The 17394-nt window shown below is 69.0% G+C and carries 17 protein-coding genes and 1 tRNA gene; 9 read left to right on the top strand and 9 right to left on the bottom strand.

Annotation, left to right across the window (positions count from 1 at the left end):
- Nucleotides 1-232: 232 nt before the first annotated feature.
- A tRNA-Leu gene (locus ACFWI4_RS33075) sits at nucleotides 233-319 on the bottom strand.
- A gap of 483 nt (nucleotides 320-802) precedes the next feature.
- On the opposite strand from ACFWI4_RS33075, the gene ACFWI4_RS33070 reads away from it, so the two are divergent.
- From ACFWI4_RS33070 to pknB, 7 genes are all read left to right on the top strand, one after another.
- On the top strand, nucleotides 803-928 hold the full coding sequence (locus tag ACFWI4_RS33070) for a hypothetical protein (protein ID WP_385397492.1): 126 nt from the start codon (nucleotides 803-805) through the stop codon (nucleotides 926-928).
- Nucleotides 916-1758, top strand: coding sequence for an FhaA domain-containing protein (locus ACFWI4_RS33065; RefSeq protein WP_385397494.1), 843 nt, complete (start codon nucleotides 916-918; stop codon nucleotides 1756-1758). Before ACFWI4_RS33070 ends, ACFWI4_RS33065 begins: the two co-directional genes overlap by 13 nt.
- 10 nt (nucleotides 1759-1768) lie before the next feature.
- Complete coding sequence (locus tag ACFWI4_RS33060; RefSeq protein WP_037614909.1) at nucleotides 1769-2290, top strand: FHA domain-containing protein; 522 nt, start codon at nucleotides 1769-1771, stop codon at nucleotides 2288-2290.
- 120 nt (nucleotides 2291-2410) lie between these two features.
- Nucleotides 2411-3952 carry a Stp1/IreP family PP2C-type Ser/Thr phosphatase gene (locus ACFWI4_RS33055; protein WP_387203864.1) on the top strand — a complete coding sequence of 514 codons (1542 nt, stop codon included), beginning with the start codon at nucleotides 2411-2413 and terminating at the stop codon, nucleotides 3950-3952.
- A 26-nt stretch (nucleotides 3953-3978) separates the two neighbouring features.
- Nucleotides 3979-5415 carry an FtsW/RodA/SpoVE family cell cycle protein gene (locus ACFWI4_RS33050; protein WP_387203861.1) on the top strand — a complete coding sequence of 479 codons (1437 nt, stop codon included), beginning with the start codon at nucleotides 3979-3981 and terminating at the stop codon, nucleotides 5413-5415.
- Nucleotides 5412-6893, top strand: a complete 1482-nt coding sequence (locus tag ACFWI4_RS33045; protein ID WP_387203858.1) for a peptidoglycan D,D-transpeptidase FtsI family protein — start codon at nucleotides 5412-5414, stop codon at nucleotides 6891-6893. Before ACFWI4_RS33050 ends, ACFWI4_RS33045 begins: the two co-directional genes overlap by 4 nt.
- A gap of 170 nt (nucleotides 6894-7063) precedes the next feature.
- Entirely contained in the window at nucleotides 7064-9052 is a 1989-nt protein-coding gene (pknB, locus tag ACFWI4_RS33040; RefSeq protein WP_387203855.1) for a Stk1 family PASTA domain-containing Ser/Thr kinase, read from the top strand.
- Nucleotides 9053-9164: 112 nt separating this feature from the next.
- On the opposite strand, the gene ACFWI4_RS33035 is transcribed toward pknB, so the two are convergent.
- The 6 genes from ACFWI4_RS33035 to ACFWI4_RS33010 form a co-directional block, all read right to left on the bottom strand.
- The gene (locus tag ACFWI4_RS33035; protein ID WP_387203852.1) at nucleotides 9165-9926 is read right to left on the bottom strand and encodes a class E sortase; all 762 of its coding nucleotides are present in this window, start codon (nucleotides 9924-9926) and stop codon (nucleotides 9165-9167) included.
- An 85-nt stretch (nucleotides 9927-10011) separates the two neighbouring features.
- Nucleotides 10012-11523 (bottom strand): class E sortase, encoded by a 1512-nt coding sequence (locus tag ACFWI4_RS33030; protein WP_387203849.1) that lies wholly within the window; start codon nucleotides 11521-11523, stop codon nucleotides 10012-10014.
- A complete protein-coding gene (locus tag ACFWI4_RS33025) occupies nucleotides 11520-12158 on the bottom strand; it encodes an aminodeoxychorismate/anthranilate synthase component II (protein ID WP_339130469.1) in 639 nt (212 codons plus the stop codon). Before ACFWI4_RS33025 ends, ACFWI4_RS33030 begins: the two co-directional genes overlap by 4 nt.
- Nucleotides 12155-12316, bottom strand: coding sequence for a hypothetical protein (locus ACFWI4_RS33020; protein ID WP_385397507.1), 162 nt, complete (start codon nucleotides 12314-12316; stop codon nucleotides 12155-12157). The genes ACFWI4_RS33025 and ACFWI4_RS33020 overlap by 4 nt, the downstream gene beginning before the upstream one ends.
- Nucleotides 12317-12347: 31 nt before the next feature.
- A complete protein-coding gene (locus ACFWI4_RS33015) occupies nucleotides 12348-13085 on the bottom strand; it encodes a class E sortase (RefSeq protein ID WP_387203935.1) in 738 nt (245 codons plus the stop codon).
- Between the two features lie 70 nt (nucleotides 13086-13155).
- On the bottom strand, nucleotides 13156-13935 hold the full coding sequence (locus tag ACFWI4_RS33010) for a DUF881 domain-containing protein (protein ID WP_387203845.1): 780 nt from the start codon (nucleotides 13933-13935) through the stop codon (nucleotides 13156-13158).
- A 142-nt stretch (nucleotides 13936-14077) separates the two neighbouring features.
- Between ACFWI4_RS33010 and crgA the strand changes: the two genes are divergently transcribed.
- Nucleotides 14078-14332, top strand: a complete 255-nt coding sequence (gene crgA, locus ACFWI4_RS33005; RefSeq protein ID WP_385397511.1) for a cell division protein CrgA — start codon at nucleotides 14078-14080, stop codon at nucleotides 14330-14332.
- 290 nt (nucleotides 14333-14622) lie between these two features.
- Here crgA and ACFWI4_RS33000 read toward each other — a convergent pair whose 3' ends face one another.
- Together ACFWI4_RS33000 and ACFWI4_RS32995 are read right to left on the bottom strand one after the other, a co-directional pair.
- Nucleotides 14623-15534, bottom strand: coding sequence for a rhomboid family intramembrane serine protease (locus tag ACFWI4_RS33000; RefSeq protein ID WP_387203841.1), 912 nt, complete (start codon nucleotides 15532-15534; stop codon nucleotides 14623-14625).
- Between the two features lie 140 nt (nucleotides 15535-15674).
- On the bottom strand, nucleotides 15675-16208 hold the full coding sequence (locus ACFWI4_RS32995) for a peptidylprolyl isomerase (protein WP_385397515.1): 534 nt from the start codon (nucleotides 16206-16208) through the stop codon (nucleotides 15675-15677).
- A 458-nt stretch (nucleotides 16209-16666) separates the two neighbouring features.
- Here ACFWI4_RS32995 and ACFWI4_RS32990 point away from each other — a divergent pair, with 458 nt between their 5' ends.
- Nucleotides 16667-17368, top strand: coding sequence for a DUF5324 family protein (locus ACFWI4_RS32990; protein WP_385397517.1), 702 nt, complete (start codon nucleotides 16667-16669; stop codon nucleotides 17366-17368).
- The last annotated feature ends 26 nt before the right edge of the window (nucleotides 17369-17394 follow it).

Genomic DNA, 17394 nt, shown 5'->3' with positions numbered 1-17394 from the left:
ACCCGCTCCGCGCGGGCACCCCACCGACCCCGGGCGCCCGCGTGAGAGCATCGTCACACTTCACAGCGCCCCGGACCGTCCGCGCAACCCGCGGCGAACGGTGCTCCCGCTCGCGCGACAGCACACGAACCGTGAGAAGCAGGGAAGAGCCGCGAGGGCGAGGCATCGGAAGCGCTCACGGCCCCGGACAACGCGAAAGCCCCTCAGGTCGAGGACCTGAGGGGCTTTCGGCTGGTGCGCGAGGGGGGAGTTGAACCCCCACGCCCTTGCGGGCACTGGAACCTGAATCCAGCGCGTCTGCCTATTCCGCCACCCGCGCATTGGGTGTGTCTTCCGTCTCTCGCTTTCGCCGCGAGCGCCTTCCGACATGCAGAAGATTAGCACGCTGTCAGGGGTGGAATCACATCCCTTTCCCCAGGCCCTCCCGCCCGCGCACCACCCGTCCCGCGCACCCGCTCCTTCGGGCCCGGTGCCCTTGCCCCGTCCGGGCTCCCGGCCCCGGCCGTTCCTCGTCCCCCGCCCACGGCCTCCCCACCAGCACTCCCGTCCGCATCACACGTTTCGGACAGAACCGGTTCACGTATCAACCTCGTACCGGTCCAGCGCATCTCCCCAGGAGTCGGACGGACCGCGCAGTCGGGTGCGGGACACTGGTCGTGGGGCGCCTCTACGATCCATGGCAGAAGCAGGGCCGGGAAGAGTTCGAAGAGGGGCCTCCCAGGGAACTTCGGGAGGGGACTTCGGAAGGTGTCGACAACCCGTCGACCGTGCCGACAGGGGGAACCAGCCGATTTCCCGACGCGTGGATACGATCAGTAAGCAGTACCAGCAAGGCCGACTAGGCCGGCTGGTCCAGCAGGGCCAGGAAGACGACCGCAAGCTGTACCAGGACGGCAACGACGGAGGAGGTGCCCCATGGGAGTCCTGAAGAAGTTCGAGCAGCGTCTCGAAGGTCTGGTCAACGGCACCTTCGCCAAGGTGTTCAAGTCCGAGGTCCAGCCCGTGGAGATCGCCGGAGCGCTCCAGCGCGAGTGCGACAACAACGCCACGATCTGGAACCGCGACCGGACCGTCGTCCCCAACGACTTCATCGTCGAACTGAGCACGCCCGACTTCGAGCGGCTCAGTCCCTACTCCGGCCAGCTCGGCGACGAGCTCGCCGGGATGGTCCGCGACTACGCCAAGCAGCAGCGCTACACCTTCATGGGCCCCATCAAGGTCCATCTGGAGAAGGCCGACGACCTCGACACCGGTCTGTACCGGGTCCGCAGCCGTACGCTCGCCTCCTCCGCGAACCAGCAGTCTCCCGAGCGCGCCCCCGCGGGCCCCGCCCCGGCGGGCCCCCGCGGAGCCCAGGGTGGCTACGGCTACCCGCCCTCGGCCGCTCCCCCCATGCCGTCCGCGCCGCCTCCCGGCGGCCGTCCGGGCATGGCACCCGCGGGTGCCCGGCCCCCGGCCGGTCCCGCGGCGGGCGGCCGTGTGCGGCACTGGGTCGAGATCAATGGCTCACGCCATCAGATCTCCCGCCCGACGCTGGTGCTGGGCCGCAGCACCGAAGCCGACGTGCGGATCGACGACCCCGGCGTATCCCGCCGGCACTGTGAGATCCGGACCGGAACGCCCTCGACGATCCAGGATCTCGGGTCCACCAACGGCATCGTGGTGGACGGGCAGCACACAACCCGCGCTACGCTCCGCGACGGCTCGCGGATCGTCGTGGGCAGCACCACCATCATTTACCGGCAAGCCGAAGGGTGAAGCGGGGGCAATGTCAGAGCTGACCCTCACGGTCATGCGGCTGGGTTTCCTGGCCGTACTGTGGCTGTTCGTGATCGTGGCCGTGCAGGTCATCCGCAGCGACCTGTTCGGAACGCGTGTCACACAGCGCGGCTCGCGCAGGGAAGCCGCGAGGCCCCAGCAGGCCGCGCGACAGGCCGCGCCTCCGCAGCAGCGCCAGCAGCAGGCGCCCGCGAGCGGCGGGCGGCAGCGCCGTGGCGCACCGTCCAAGCTCGTCGTCTCGGAGGGCACCCTCACGGGTACCACCGTGGCCCTCCAGGGGCAGACCATCACCCTGGGCCGGGCGCACGACAGCACCATCGTGCTGGACGACGACTACGCGTCCAGCAGGCATGCCAGGATCTACCCCGACCGGGACGGCCAGTGGATCGTCGAGGACCTCGGCTCCACCAACGGCACGTATCTCGACCGGAGCCGGCTGACGACCCCGACGCCCGTTCCCCTGGGCGCGCCGATCCGCATCGGCAAGACCGTCATCGAGCTGCGGAAGTAGTACGACAATGAGCGAGCGGAGCGAGCACGCAGCGGCGGTCCACACAAGGGACCCCGGCGCGCTCCCGACCGGAGGGTGGGCACCGTGCGGATGTACCCGGAGCCGACGGGCGAGGTGCGCATGAGTCTGTCACTGCGCTTCGCCGCCGGATCGCACAAAGGCATGATCCGCGAGGGCAACGAGGACTCCGGCTACGCCGGTCCCCGCCTGCTCGCGATCGCCGACGGGATGGGCGGCCAGGCCGCCGGTGAGGTCGCCAGCTCCGAGGTGATCTCCACCATCGTCGCGCTGGACGACGACGTACCCGGATCCGACATCCTCACCTCGCTCGGCACCGCCGTGCAGCGTGCCAACGACCAGCTCCGGATGATGGTCGAGGAGGACCCGCAGCTCGAGGGCATGGGCACCACGCTCACCGCCCTGCTGTGGACCGGCCAGCGGCTCGGTCTCGTCCACGTCGGCGACTCCCGCGCGTACCTGCTGCGCGACGGCGTGCTGACGCAGATCACCCAGGACCACACATGGGTGCAGCGTCTCGTCGACGAGGGCCGCATCACCGAGGAGGAGGCCACCACCCACCCGCAGCGCTCCCTGCTGATGCGCGCGCTGGGCAGTGGCGACCACGTCGAGCCCGACCTCTCGATCCGCGAGGTCCGCGCCGGCGACCGCTATCTGATCTGCTCCGACGGCCTCAGCGGCGTCGTCTCCCACCAGACGATGGAAGACACCCTCGCCAGCTACCAGGGCCCGCAGGAGACCGTGCAGGAGCTGATCCAGCTCGCGCTGCGCGGCGGCGGCCCGGACAACATCACCGTCATCGTCGCCGACGTCCTCGACATCGACTCGGGCGACACCCTCGCGGCCCAGCTCTCCGACACCCCCGTGGTGGTCGGCGCGGTCGCCGAGAACCAGCACCAGCTGCACGACAACGGCGCCATGCAGACCCCCGCCGGCCGCGCCTCCGGTCTCGGCCGGCCCGTGCCCGGACAGGGCGGCGGCGGCGAGTTCGGCCCGCCCGGCAGCGGCGACACCACCGGCTACGTCTCCAACGGCAGCTTCGGCGACTACACCGACGAGGACTTCGTCAAGCCGCGCGGCGGACGCCGCTGGCTGAAGCGATCCTTCTACGTCGTCCTGACGCTCGCCGTCATCGGCGGCGGCCTGTACGGCGGTTACCGTTGGACGCAGACGCAGTACTACGTCGGCGCCCAGGACCAGCACGTCGCGCTCTACCGCGGCATCAGCCAGGACCTGGCCTGGGTCTCGCTCTCGAAGGTGGAGAAGAACCACCCCGAGATCGAACTCAAGTACCTTCCGCCCTACCAGCAGAAGCAGGTCAAGGCGACCATCGCCGAAGGCGGCCTCGCCGACGCGCAGGCCAAGATCGACGAACTCGCGGTCCAGGCGTCCGCCTGCCGCAAGGACGCGCAGCGCCGCGCCGCCGAGAGCCAGAGCAGCCCGAAGGCGACCACGAGCAAGGCCGACGGAACCACGGGAACCACAAAGGCCTCCCTGACGTCCAAGGCCACGTCCAGCCCGAGCCCGAACCCTTCGAGCTCGGCACCCTCGACCTCCAAGTCCACGACCGCACCCACTCCCACACCCGGCCCCAGCCTCTCCGACGAGGAGCAGAAGCTGGTCTCGCTGTGCGGTAAGCAGTAAGAAGCCGTGAGGGGCCCTGTCACACGATGAGCAGTAGCACGAACACGCCGACGCACCACACGTCCACGATCGGATCGATCGGCACACCGAGCCGACGCAACACCGAACTGGCCTTGCTGGTGTTCGCCGTTGTCATCCCGGTGTTCGCCTACGCCAACGTGGGCCTCGCCATCGACGACAAGGTGCCCGCCGGCCTGCTGAGTTACGGCCTGGGCCTCGGCCTGCTGGCCGGCGTCGCCCATCTCGCCGTACGCAAGTTCGCTCCGTACGCGGACCCGCTGCTGCTGCCGCTGGCCACGCTGCTGAACGGCCTCGGGCTGGTGATGATCTGGCGGCTCGACCAGTCCAAGCTGCTCCAGTCGATCCAGCAGGCGGGCACGGCCGCGCCGCGCCAGCTGATGTACACGGCCCTGGGCATCGCCCTGTTCGTGGGTGTGCTGTTCTTCCTGAAGGACCACCGCGTCCTCCAGCGCTACACGTACATCTCCATGGTCGGCGCCCTGGTCCTGCTGCTCCTGCCGCTGGTGCCGGGACTCGGCGCCAACATCTACGGCGCCAAGATCTGGATCCACGTCGGCAGCTTCTCCATCCAGCCCGGTGAGTTCGCCAAGATCGTCCTGGCGATCTTCTTCGCCGGCTACCTGATGGTGAAGCGGGACGCGCTCGCGCTGGCGAGCCGTCGCTTCATGGGGCTGTACCTGCCCCGCGGCCGCGACCTCGGCCCGATCCTCGTGGTCTGGTTCATCTCGATCCTCATCCTGGTGTTCGAGACCGACCTCGGTACGTCGCTGCTGTTCTTCGGAATGTTCATCATCATGCTGTACGTCGCCACCGAGCGGACCAGCTGGATCGTCTTCGGTCTGCTGATGTCCGCGGCGGGCGCGGTCGGTGTGGCGACCTTCGAGACGCACGTCCAGCAGCGTGTCCAGGCCTGGCTCGACCCCATGCACGAGTTCATGCTCAGCCGGCAGAACGTCGCCGGTCACACCGAGCAGTCCATGCAGGCGCTGTGGGCCTTCGGCTCCGGCGGCACGCTCGGCACCGGATGGGGCCAGGGCCACTCCGAGCTCATCCGCTTCGCCGCCAACTCCGACTTCATCCTCGCCAGCTTCGGCGAGGAGCTGGGCCTCGCCGGGATCATGGGCATCCTCGTGCTCTACGGCCTGATCGTGGAACGGGGCATCCGCACCGCGCTCGCGGCCCGCGACCCGTTCGGCAAGCTGCTCGCCGTGGGTCTGTCCGGTGGCTTCGCCCTCCAGGTGTTCGTCGTCGCGGGCGGCGTCATGGGCCTGATCCCGCTGACGGGTATGACGATGCCGTTCGTGGCCTACGGAGGCTCCTCGGTCATCGCCAACTGGGCGCTGATGGGCATCCTGATCCGCATCAGCGACACCGCCCGCCGCCCCGCGCCCGCGCCCGCTCCCAGCCCCGACGCCGAGATGACCCAGGTGGTCCGCCCGTGAACAAGCCCCTGCGCCGGATCGCGATCTTCTGCGGGCTCCTCGTCCTCGCCCTGCTCCTCCGCGACAACTACGTCCAGTACGTCCAGGCCGACAGCCTGCGGACGGACTCGAACAACCGCCGTGTCGCCATCGAGCGGTACGCCACACCGCGCGGCGACATCATCGTCGACGGCAACCCGGTCACCGGGGCCGCCAAGTCGAAGAAGACCGGCATCAGCGACTTCGTCTGGAAGCGCACCTACAAGGACGGCGCCATGTGGGCGCCGGTCACCGGGTACGCCTCGCAGGCCTTCGACGCCTCCCAGCTGGAGAAGCTGGACGACGGCATCCTCACCGGCAACGACGACCGGCTCTTCTTCCGCAACACCCTCGACATGATCACGGGCAAGGGGAAGCAGGGCGGCAACGTCGTCACGACCCTCAACGCCGCCGCGCAGAAGGCCGCGTACAAGGGCCTGCTGAGCCGGGGCAAGGGCGCCGTCGCCGCGATCAACCCGCAGACCGGCGCGATCCTGGCGCTGGCCTCGACCCCGTCGTACGACCCCTCGTCCTTCGCCGGCAACTCCGACAGCGACGCCAAGGCCTGGAACAAGCTCCAGAAGAAGAACGACCCCGACGACCCGATGCTCAACCGGGCGCTGCGCGAGACGTACCCGCCGGGCTCCACCTTCAAGGTGGTCACCGCGGCCGCGGCGCTGGAGAACGGCCTGTACACGACGGCGGACCAGAACACCACGACCCCGCTGCCTTACACGCTGCCGCACACCACCACGGAGCTGAAGAACGAGGGGAACATCCCCTGCAAGAACGCGAGCATGCGCATCGCGCTCCGCTACTCGTGCAACACGGTGTTCGGCAAGATCGGCGCCGACCTGGGCAAGGACAAGATGCTGGCGGAGGCCGAGAAGTTCGGCTTCAACTCCGAGCAGCTCACCCCGGTGCGCTCCAACGCCTCCGTCTTCCCGAAGAAGATGGACCAGCCGCAGACCGCGCTCAGCTCCATCGGCCAGTTCGAGACCGCCGCGACCCCGCTCCAGATGGCCATGGTGGCGTCCGCCGTCGCGAACAACGGCACGCTCATGAAGCCCTACATGGTCGACAAGCTCCAGGCACCCAACCTGGACGTCGTCTCGCAGACCGAGCCCGAGAAGCTCAGCCAGCCGCTCTCCGAGTCCAACGCCCAGATCCTCCAGTCGATGATGGAGACGGTCGTCAAGGACGGCACGGGTAAGAACGGGCAGATCCCCGGTGTGACCGTCGGTGGCAAGACCGGTACCGCGCAGCACGGTGTCGCCAACAGCGAGAAGCCGTACGCGTGGTTCATCTCGTACGCCAAGCTCCCCGACGGCAGCTCCCCGGTCGCCGTCGCGGTGGTCGTCGAGGACGGCAGCGCCAACCGCGGTGACATCTCCGGTGGCGGTCTGGCCGCCCCCATCGCGAGGGACGTGATGAAGGCAGTCATCGACAGCAAGAAGTGACCCCGCTCACGTCCCCATCACATCGGTGCACGTTGCGATACCGGTCCTGTCACGGGTGACGGTCCAGGCCAGGTCACAGCAAGCGATCCGGGTACGGTATGCCCGGACAGCACACCGCCGGACCACACAAAGGTGCGGTCGGGACCGACGGAGAGGGCTGGTAGGTAGCTATGGAAGAGCCGCGTCGCCTCGGCGGCCGGTACGAGCTGGGCCACGTGCTCGGCCGTGGTGGCATGGCGGAGGTCTACCTCGCGCATGACACCCGGCTCGGCCGTACCGTAGCGGTGAAGACGCTGCGGGCCGACCTCGCACGGGACCCGTCGTTCCAGGCCCGGTTCCGTCGGGAGGCCCAGTCGGCCGCCTCGCTCAACCACCCCGCGATCGTCGCCGTCTACGACACGGGTGAGGACTACATCGACAACACCTCCATCCCGTACATCGTGATGGAGTACGTCGACGGGTCCACGCTGCGCGAGCTGCTGCACTCGGGCCGCAGACTGCTCCCCGAGCGGTCCATGGAGATGACGATCGGCATCCTCCAGGCTCTGGAGTACTCGCACCGCGCCGGGATCGTGCACCGCGACATCAAGCCCGCCAACGTCATGCTGACGCGCAACGGGCAGGTCAAGGTCATGGACTTCGGCATCGCCCGTGCCATGGGCGACGCCGGCATGACGATGACGCAGACCGCCGCGGTCATCGGCACGGCCCAGTACCTCTCTCCCGAGCAGGCGAAGGGCGAGCAGGTCGACGCCCGCTCGGACCTCTACTCCACCGGCTGTCTGCTCTACGAGCTGCTGACCGTGCGTCCGCCGTTCGTGGGCGACTCCCCGGTGGCCGTCGCGTACCAGCACGTGCGCGAGGAGCCCCAGCCCCCGTCGGTCTTCGACCCCGAGATCACGCCCGAGATGGACGCGATCGTGCTGCGGGCCCTCGTGAAGGACCCGGACTACCGCTACCAGTCCGCCGACGAGATGCGCGCCGACATCGAGGCCTGCCTCGACGGCCAGCCCGTCGCGGCCAGCGCCGCCATGGGCTCGGTCGGTTACGGCGGCTACGGCGACGACCAGCCGACCACGGCCCTGCGCTCCGCGGACGCCCAGGCCACGTCGATGCTGCCGCCGATGAACCCCGACGACGGCGGCTACGGCTACGACGACCGCCCGGACCGCCGCCGCCAGAAGAAGAACAACACCTCGACGATCCTCCTGGTCGTCGCGGGCGTCCTGGTGCTGATCGGCGCGATCCTGATCGGCAAGTACGTCGTCTCGGGCAAGGGCACGAACGGCGAGGCCTTCGAGGTGCCCAACTTCGTGAGCCAGACGCTGTCGGACGCCCAGAAGATGGCGGACAACCGTGAGCTGAAACTCGCCCCCACCCGCAAGCCGTGCGACAAGGAACCCAAGGGCAACGTCTGCTCGCAGGATCCTGCCGTGGGCTCGACGGTGCACAAGGGCGACACGATCGACGTGGTCGTGTCCACCGGAGCGCCGAAGGTGACCGTGCCGGACGTGACGGGCCTCTCCTTCGACAAGGCGAAGGACCAGCTCGAGGCCAAGGGATTCACGGTCGAGCAGAAGACCCAGGAGTCCGACCAGTCCCCCGGGGTCGTCATCTCCCAGAACCCCACGGGCGACAAGGACGTACAGAAGGGCTCGACGATCACCCTGACGGTCGCCGCCGCGAAGAAGCAGTCCACCGTGCCGGACGTCACCGGCAAGGGCTGCGAGGACGCCAAGGCGCAGATGGTCGCCAACAACCTCGTCGGCCAGTGCGTCGACACGGACACCGACGACCCGAATCTGGTCGGCAAGGTCATCCAGACGACGCCGCAGATCGGCGCCCAGGCGGACCCGGGCTCCACGGTGCAGATCCAGATCGGCAAGGCCAAGCAGCAGACCACGGTGCCGAATGTCGTCGGCAAGACCGTGGCCGAGGCGAGGCAGATCCTTCAGGGCCAAGGCTTCAACAACATCCAGTTCCAGCCGGGTAGCGACCAGAGCGACGATGCCAGGGTGATCGGCCAGGATCCGGGCGCCAACAACCCGGTCGACAGCCCGGACAACACCACGGTCACCCTGACGACGGTGAAGCTCGGCGGAAACAACGGCGGCAACAACAACGGCGGCGGCGGCTTCTTCGGCGGGAACAGCGGATGACACCCGCCCGATGACCGCCCCCTGATGAAGGTCATGGAAAGGGCCCCGGCACTTCACAGTGCCGGGGCCCTTTCCATGGCCGTGGAGTCCGCCGCCCCGGGGAGCGGCAGGGTCAGCGCAGTTCCTTCGGCGGTGTCCGGGCGCTGTCGACCTTGTCGACGCGTTCCAGTTCGCCCCACACCACGTAGCGGTAGCGGGAGGTGTACACCGGTGTGCAGGTCGTCAGGGTGATGTAGTGGCCCGGCTTCGACCTGCCCGACTCCCTGGGGACCGTCTGGAGCACCTTGACGTTGTACTTCGAGGTCTCCGGGAGGATGTCGAAGACCTTGTAGACGTACCACTTGTCACGGGTCTCGAAGACGATCGCGTCACCCTTGGCGATCTTGTCGATGTTGTGGAACTTGGCGCCGTGGCCGTCCCGGTGGGCGGCGAGGGTGAAGTTGCCGTCCTTGCCGGTCATCGGCAGGGACGCCTTGAGGGGCTCCGTGTAGTAGCCGGCGACACCTTCGTTGAGGACCTTCGTCGCCGTGCCCTTCTGGACGAGCACCTCTCCGTTCTTCATCGCCGGGACGTGCAGGAAGCCGATGCCGTCCTTGGTGTCCAGGGCGCCGGGACCGCTCGGGGCCTGCGCCCAGTGGTCGCGGACCTTGTCCCCCTGCTTGTGCGCCTCGCGGTCGGCCACGACGTTCGTCCACCACAGCGAGTAGACGACGAACAGGCCGAGCACCAGCCCCACCGTGATGAGGAGTTCGCCGAAGACGCTGACCGTCGTCGCGAACCATCCCATGCGCCGGCGCCCGCCGGGCCCGTCACTGGGGGCCGCGTAGCCGGTTTCCGATCCGGCGCGTTCGTCGTGGTCGGTCCTCGCTGCCACTGTTCATCTGCCCCGTCTGGTCTGTCTCAGGTTGTCTCACGTGCGCGTGACGCCCGCGGGCCCGTCCCCGCGCCGGCGTCCGTCCTCAGCCCATCAGCGCGTCGGGCTTGCCCTTGCTGCGCGGCCGGTCCTCGACCATCTTGCCCCAGACGATCATCCGGTACTTACTGGTGAACTCCGGTGTGCAGGTGGTCAGGGTGATGTAGCGGCCCGGCGCGGTGAAACCCGAACCCTTGGGGATCGGGTCGAGCACGCTGGTGTTCGCGGGACTCGTCACCGGCAGGATCGACGTCATCTTGTAGACGTAGTAGTCGTCCTGCGTCTCGACGACGATCTCGTCGCCCGGCTTGAGGCGGTTGATGTAGCGGAACGGTTCGCCGTGGGTGTTGCGGTGCCCTGCGAGCGCGAAGTTGCCCGTCTTGGCACTCGGCATCGCCGTCTTCAGCGGCGCCTCGCCGTAGTGCCCGACCATGCCGCGGTCGAGCACGTTCGTCTTGCTGGTGCCCTCCGCGATCGGCGCGACCACGTCGAGCTTCGGGATGTGCAGGATGGCGAAGCCCTGCCCGGGCGAGAACGTCCCCGGGTTCCGCTTCCCGCTCGCCCAGTCCTGCTGGAGGTTGTGGGTGGCGCTGCCCGCCTCCTGGTGCGCCCGCACGTTCGACCACCACAGCTGGTAGGTGACGAACAGCAGCATCAGCACACCGGTGGTGATGAACACCTCTCCGACCATCCGGCTCACCAGGACCGCCGCGCCGGGCTTCGACTCCCGCGCGGCGCGCCGGGCGTCCATCCGGCTCCGAGGGGCCCCAGTGGCCTCCTGAGCCGCCTCCTGGGACTCCTGGGGGTCCAGTGGCCCTCCGTGCCGCCCGTGGCGCCTGGCGGCCTTACGGCGGGCCGCACGGCCTCCGGAGGCGGGGCCCTGACCGCCGTCGGCCTCGCGCGCGCGGCGCTCCGCCCTCGTCGACACTCCGGGAAGGCGCAACGCGACCGTCTCGTCGTCCGACGGCAGCCCCGGCGCCACCGGCTCCGGCGCGGGGGCGGTCACGGTGCGGACGGGGGGAGGCGCCATGGGAGCGGACGCGGGAGGGGGCATCGGCGCGGCGACCGGTCCGCGGTGGTGGCCGGCCGCGGGCTCCTCGTACGGCTGCGCGTACGCGCGTTGGTAGTCGTCCGCGTACGAGGGTGCCGGCGCCGGGGCGGACGGCATCGCTTGCGCGGGAGCCTGGGCCCGGGCGTGCGCGGCCTGAGCGGCGTACGCCTGGGCCTGCGCGTGAGCGGCCTGGTCCCGCGCGGCCTGCGCGTGGGCCGCCTGAGCGGCCTGGGCCGCCTGTGCCTGAGCCGCCTGTGTCTGGGCCGCGTGCTGGTGCGCTGCGGCCTGCATCCGGGCCGCCTGCTCCTGCGCGGCGTACCAGTCGGGTCCGTACCCGCCGTGGTCGTAGCCCTGCTGCTGCACGCTCTGCGCCTGGCCCTGGCCGGGCAGCGGATCCGTCAGCGGGTCCGCGAGTCCCCCGACCGCCGCCTCGAACGCGTTCGCGCCCCCGTACGCGGCCTCGCCGCCGTAGGGGGAGCTGTCGCGCTCGGGGCGCAGCGCGGTCACGCCGTGGCCCTGCCCACCACCGGGGCGAGCCCCGCCGACCTCGCCACGGCCACCTTGTCACCGCACTCGAGCAGCCAGTTGGCGAGCATCCGGTGGCCGTGCTCGGTCAGCACCGACTCCGGGTGGAACTGGACTCCCTCGACGGGCAGTTCACGGTGTCTGAGACCCATGACGATTCCGTCGTGCGTTCGGGCGGTGACTTCGAGCTCGGCCGGTACGGTCTCCGGCTCGGCCGCCAGCGAGTGGTAGCGGGTCGCCGTGAAGGGCGAGGGCAGTCCGGCGAAGACGCCCTTGCCCTGGTGCTCCACGAGCGAGGTCTTCCCGTGCAGCAGCTCGGGCGCCCGGCCGACCACACCCCCGTAGGCCACCTGCATCGACTGCATCCCGAGGCAGACACCGAAGACGGGCACCCCGGTCGCGGCGCAGTGCCGGACCATGTCGACGCAGACACCGGCCTGTTCGGGAGCTCCGGGCCCCGGGGACAGGAGCACACCGTCGAAGCCGTCCTGGGCGTGCGCGGTCGACACCTCGTCGTTGCGCAGCACCTCGCACTCCGCGCCCAACTGGTAGAGGTACTGGACCAGGTTGAAGACGAAGCTGTCGTAGTTGTCCACAACGAGGATGCGCGTGCTCACTGGTTGTCCACCGTCACATCGTTGAAGGGAAGCAGCGGTTCGGCCCACGGGAAGACGTACTGGAAGAGCACGTAGACCACCGCCAGGACGAGCACGAGTGAGAGCAGCGCCTTCACCCATACGCTCCCCGGCAGATGCCGCCAGATCCAGCCGTACATGCCGTCCCTTCCGTAGCCGTACGCCAACAGACTAACGGCGCAGAGCCGCCGGTTTCCCTGCCTCCACAGGCTGTGTGGAATCGAGGTGTGCCCAGACGATCAACCGATGGCTGTGCCCCCACTCCGGATCGCACGTGGTCAGCGTGAGATAGCGTCCCGGACGCGTATACCCGGACTTACGTGGCACAGGGTCGATCACCTCAATGTCGGAGGGCACTGTTTTGTAGGGCCCTTTGTCGATCCGATACGTGAACCAGGTCGTTCCGTCCGTCAGTACGACCGCGTCACCCCTGCGGAGCTCGGGAAAGTCCTTGAAGGGGTCCCCGTACGTGCGCCGGTGACCGGCGACCGAGAAGTTGCCCTCCTGGCCGAGCCGGGCGGTCCCCCGGTAGTGGCCGAGCCCCTGTTTCAGCACCTGGGTGGCGGTGCCCTCCAGTACGGGCTTGTTCCACGTGAAACCAAGACGCGGGATGTACATGACCGCGAACGGGCCGCCGTACGAATAGGGGCCGGGCGCCTTCGGGCTCCCGGAGGCCGTCCCGCCCGTGGCGCCGGGCGTGCCCGAGGAGCCGGAACCGGAGCCGGAGCCGGCCTTCGGCGACGGGGCCACCGCTTGCTTCGACCACTGCTTCTGGAGCACTTCGATCTGGTGGTTCATCGCGCTGTCGGCCTTGACCCCGGTCCAGAACAGCACATAGACCACGAAAAGGACGATCAGGGCGCCCGCGGTCAGGCACAGCTCACTGATCGTCCTGACGACCACTCGCACCGACACAAGACCCCCCGGCGGCGGCTGGCTCCACAGGCTTCGCCCGCGGCCCGCGAGGTCCGGGACCGGCCTACTCCACGGGCTTCGCGTAGTGCAGATCCACTGTGCCCGAGTAGCCGGGAAGAGTCACCGTCCCGTTCTCCTCGACTTTCCAGCCGAGCCCGTAGACGTTGACGTACACCATGTAGTTCTGGATCGCCGGGGAGGCGGCCAGCGACTTCTGGAGCTTGGCCGGGTCCCCGATGGCGGTGATCTTGTAGGGGGGCGAGTAGACGCGGCCCTGGAGGATCAGGGTGTTGCCGACGCAGCGCACGGCGCTGGTGGAGATCAGCCGCTGGTCCATCACCTTGATGCCCTTGGCGCCGCCCTGCCACAGGGCGTTCACCACGGCCTGGAGGTCCTGCTGGTGGATGACCAGGTAGTCGGGCTGCGGCTCGGGGTAGCCGGGGAGCTTCGCCGTCGCGTTGGGCGGGGCGTCGTTGAGCGTGACGGTGACGGCACGGCCCTTGGTCTTCTGGGTGCCCGCGTTCTTCTCCAGCGCCGCGAGCCTGGCGTCCGTGGCGGCGCTGCTGCCGTCCTCGCTGCCGGCCAGGCCGTCCACGTCGCGGCGAAGGGCCCCGTTGGACTCGTCCAGCGTGGCGTTCTTGTGGCTGCGCTCCTGGATCAGGTCGGAGAGCTTCAGCAGGGACGAGTCCGTACGGATGTTCGTCCCCTTGGCCGTGTCGAAGCTGGTGAAGAAGATCAGGCCCGCGAGGGCGAAGACGGCGACCGTGAGGACGCGTACCGGACGGAAACGGTGCGTACCGCCAGGACTGGAATTCGTCCCGGGGGAGTCGGCAGAATTGCTCAACGTACCCTTATCTCCTTCGGCGCCGCGGAAGCACTACGCTAACGGACGCCCGGGGGAGCGCTCAGTTTCCCCTTGTACGCTGCCCCGGAGCCCGCCCCAGTTCCCTGCGCGGCCACGCAGCGCATCGACAGGAGAGACCCTCGTGCCGAAGTCACGTATCCGCAAGAAGGCCGACTACACGCCGCCCCCGGCGAAGCAGGCGACCAACATCAAGATGAACAGCAACGCCTGGGTGGCACCGGCCATGCTGGCCATGTTCCTCATCGGTCTGGCCTGGATCGTCGTCTTCTACGTGACGGACGGCTCCCTGCCGATCGACGCGCTGGACAACTGGAACATCGTGGTCGGCTTCGGCTTCATCGCGGCCGGTTTCGGCGTCTCCACCCAGTGGAAGTGACCGTCTTCACCCAGCTGGAAGCACCGCGGGCACGAGCTCTGCCCACAGCTGTCCACTGAGTTATCCACAACACTTGTCCACAGGTGGAAAAGAAAGACGATCTGTGGATAACTAATCCGCGGTTGACGCCGGTGTGACCGGTCCGCCGGCCCCCGCAAAACTGTTCGCCCCCTGTCCGACCTGGGGAAACCCGGGTCAGTGACAGGGGGCACAGTTGTTCCCGCACAGGGTGCACAAGATCGGCGGCGATCTGTGGACAACATCACTTCTCAGGTGAGCCCACAGCACTCTCAGGTGAGCTGTGCCGTCCTGAGCAGGGTCACGACGACCACCGCGATCAGCATCACACCGGAGACCCCGTACTGGACGAGGTTCCTCCGCTCGCGCGGGGCGTGGACCATCGCGTAGCCGACCACCACACCGGCGATCAGACCGCCGACGTGGGCCTGCCAGGCGATGTTGAAACTGGGGTTGAAGGTGATGATCAAGTTGACGATCAGCAGGCCGATGAGCGGGCGCATGTCGTAGTTGAGCCGGCGGTAGAGGACCGCGATGGCGCCGAACAGGCCGTAGATCGCTCCGGAGGCACCGAGCGACGGCTGGTTGGGGCCCGCGAGCAGATAGGTGAGCGCGCTGCCGGACAGGCCGGAGACGAAGTACAGGGTGATGTAGCGGGCGCGGCCGAGAGCCGCCTCCAGCGGGCCGCCGATCCACCACAGGCTGACCATGTTGAAGAGAATGTGCGTGATGCTCCCGTGCAGGAACATCGACGTCAGCATCCGGTACCACTGGCCCTCGGCCACACCCTGGACCTCGCCGGAGAGCAGGGCCCGGCCGAACAGGTCGAAGTTGTTGGTGAAGGCGTCGCCCACCGAGACCTGGACGAGGTAGAGGGCCAGGTTGAGGCCGATCAGCACCTTGGTGACGAGCCGGGGGTCGGAGGCGACGGCGCCGCCCGCGAGCGTACGGGGCTGATTGGCGGCCGGGGCGTGTCCGGTGCCGGAGCCGCCGCGGACGCAGTCGGGGCACTGGAAGCCGACGGAGGCGCTGACCATGCACTCGGGGCAGATCGGGCGCTCGCACCGGGTGCAGCGCACACCGGCCTCGCGGTCCGGGTGCCGGTAGCAGCCGGGCAGGCTCCGGGAGTCCTGCGGTCCCTGATCCCGCGGTCCCTGCGGGCTGCCGGGCGGCTGCTGGTCCATGGGGTCCCCTCAATCTCCGTACGGCGGCTCGCACACGGTCGCGACGGGTCCGGGCCCGGGTGCAACGCACCGCCCCGTCCATCCTTACGGATGAACGGGGCGTTTGGTTCCCTGCGGGATCCTTCGGGCCCGGGGCGGGCTCAGCGCTCGCGGGTCTCGACCACGACCGACTCGATCACGACGTCCTCGACCGGACGGTCGGTGCGCGGGTTGGTCGGGGCACCGGCGATGGCGTCCACGACCTTCTGGCTGGCCGCGTCCGCGATCTCGCCGAAGATCGTGTGCTTGCGGGTCAGCCAGGCCGTCGGGGCGACGGTGATGAAGAACTGCGAGCCGTTGGTGGCCGGACCGGCGTTGGCCATGGCCAGCAGATACGGCTTGTCGAAGCGGAGGTCCGGGTGGAACTCGTCCTCGAACTGGTAGCCGGGGCCCCCGGTACCGTTCCCCAGCGGGTCGCCGCCCTGGATCATGAAGCCGCTGATCACCCGGTGGAAGACCGTGCCGTCGTACAGCTTGTCCATGGACGTCACACCCGTCTCCGGGTTGACCCACTCGCGCTCACCCGTGGCGAGTTCGACGAAGTTCCGGACCGTCTTCGGCGCGTGGTTCGGCAGGAGCCGGATCTCGATGTCGCCTTGGTTGGTCTTCAGGGTGGCGTAAAGCTGCTCGGCCACGATCTGCCTTCCGTTGCCTTCTCTTGACGGCCTGATCCTCGCACGGACCGGGCCGTCCGACCCCCGACCGCCACCGCCGTACGCACGTGCGGACCGGGGCCCCGTCAGGAAGCCCTGCGGCACGGAACCCCGGGTGCGCGGAAGCCGTACGCACCACGACCTCGCGGGTGAGGAATTCGGGTCGGGGCGCGCCGGACGGGAGCGGGCCGGGGCGATCCGTGGCATTGTCGACGGCAAGCTCCCGTTGCCCCGTATTGATCCGCTATCTCACTTGATCGACACCTGACCGGCTCCGTCCCGGGAGTTTCCGGGAGTCGGCACCCGTGACACGGATGCCCGCCCTCACATGCCCCGGACTCTTTGGGCGGGCATGATCCCCCCAGGGGTGGAAAGGTGAACTGTGTGTCTTTGGGGGTACCTGGTACCCCCGACGTACGCCACCGAGGAGGAGGAGACCCGTGACCCGCATCGACAGCGTGCGCGCCGCGACCGGCTCGGCGAAGGACAGCGTGCTGCACGCCGCGGAAGTGGTGGCGCCTTACGCCGACACGGCCAAGGACAGGGCCTCGTACTACGCGACCGAAGCACGTGTCCGGCTCGCGCCGAAGGTGTCGCAGGCCGCCGAACAGGCCCGCGTCCAGTACGACGCCCATCTCGCGCCGCGCCTTGAGCAGGCCCGTACCCATGTGCCCCCGAAGGTCGAGGAGGTCGCCCAGGAGGCGGCCGTCCGCACCCGCAAGGCCGCTCGCCAGGCCGCCGACTATTCCAGGCCGAGGATCGAGCAGGCCGTGGCCGCGGCCCAGCCCGTTCGGGACGAGGCGACCGCGCGCGGAGTGGCGGCCATCGCCGCCCTGCGCGGCCAGGTCACACCGCAGGAGATCCAGAAGCTGCTCCGCAAGCACGAGCGGCGGGCCAGGGCCGGCCGGCTGGTGAAGGGGCTGGCCGTACTGGGGCTCCTGGCGGGCGGCGCGTTCGCCGCCTGGAAGTGGTGGGACAAGCAGGCCAACCCCGACTGGCTCGTCGAACCTCCGGCCGCGACCGAGGTGCCCGAGGCGGGGCGCCTGTCCTCGGTCGACGGCAGCGGCCGGTCCGACCTCGACCCCGAGGTACAGGTCAAGGAAGCCGAGGAGAAGGCGGCGGAGCACGACGACCGCCGCTGAGCCGACATCCAACATCGCCGCGGGGC

The sequence above is a fragment of the Streptomyces sp. NPDC127038 genome, assembly GCF_042725875.1.
GTDB lineage: Bacteria > Actinomycetota > Actinomycetes > Streptomycetales > Streptomycetaceae > Streptomyces.
The sequence above is the reverse complement of the archived record's forward strand: the minus strand, read 5'-3'. Positions and strand labels throughout refer to the sequence as shown.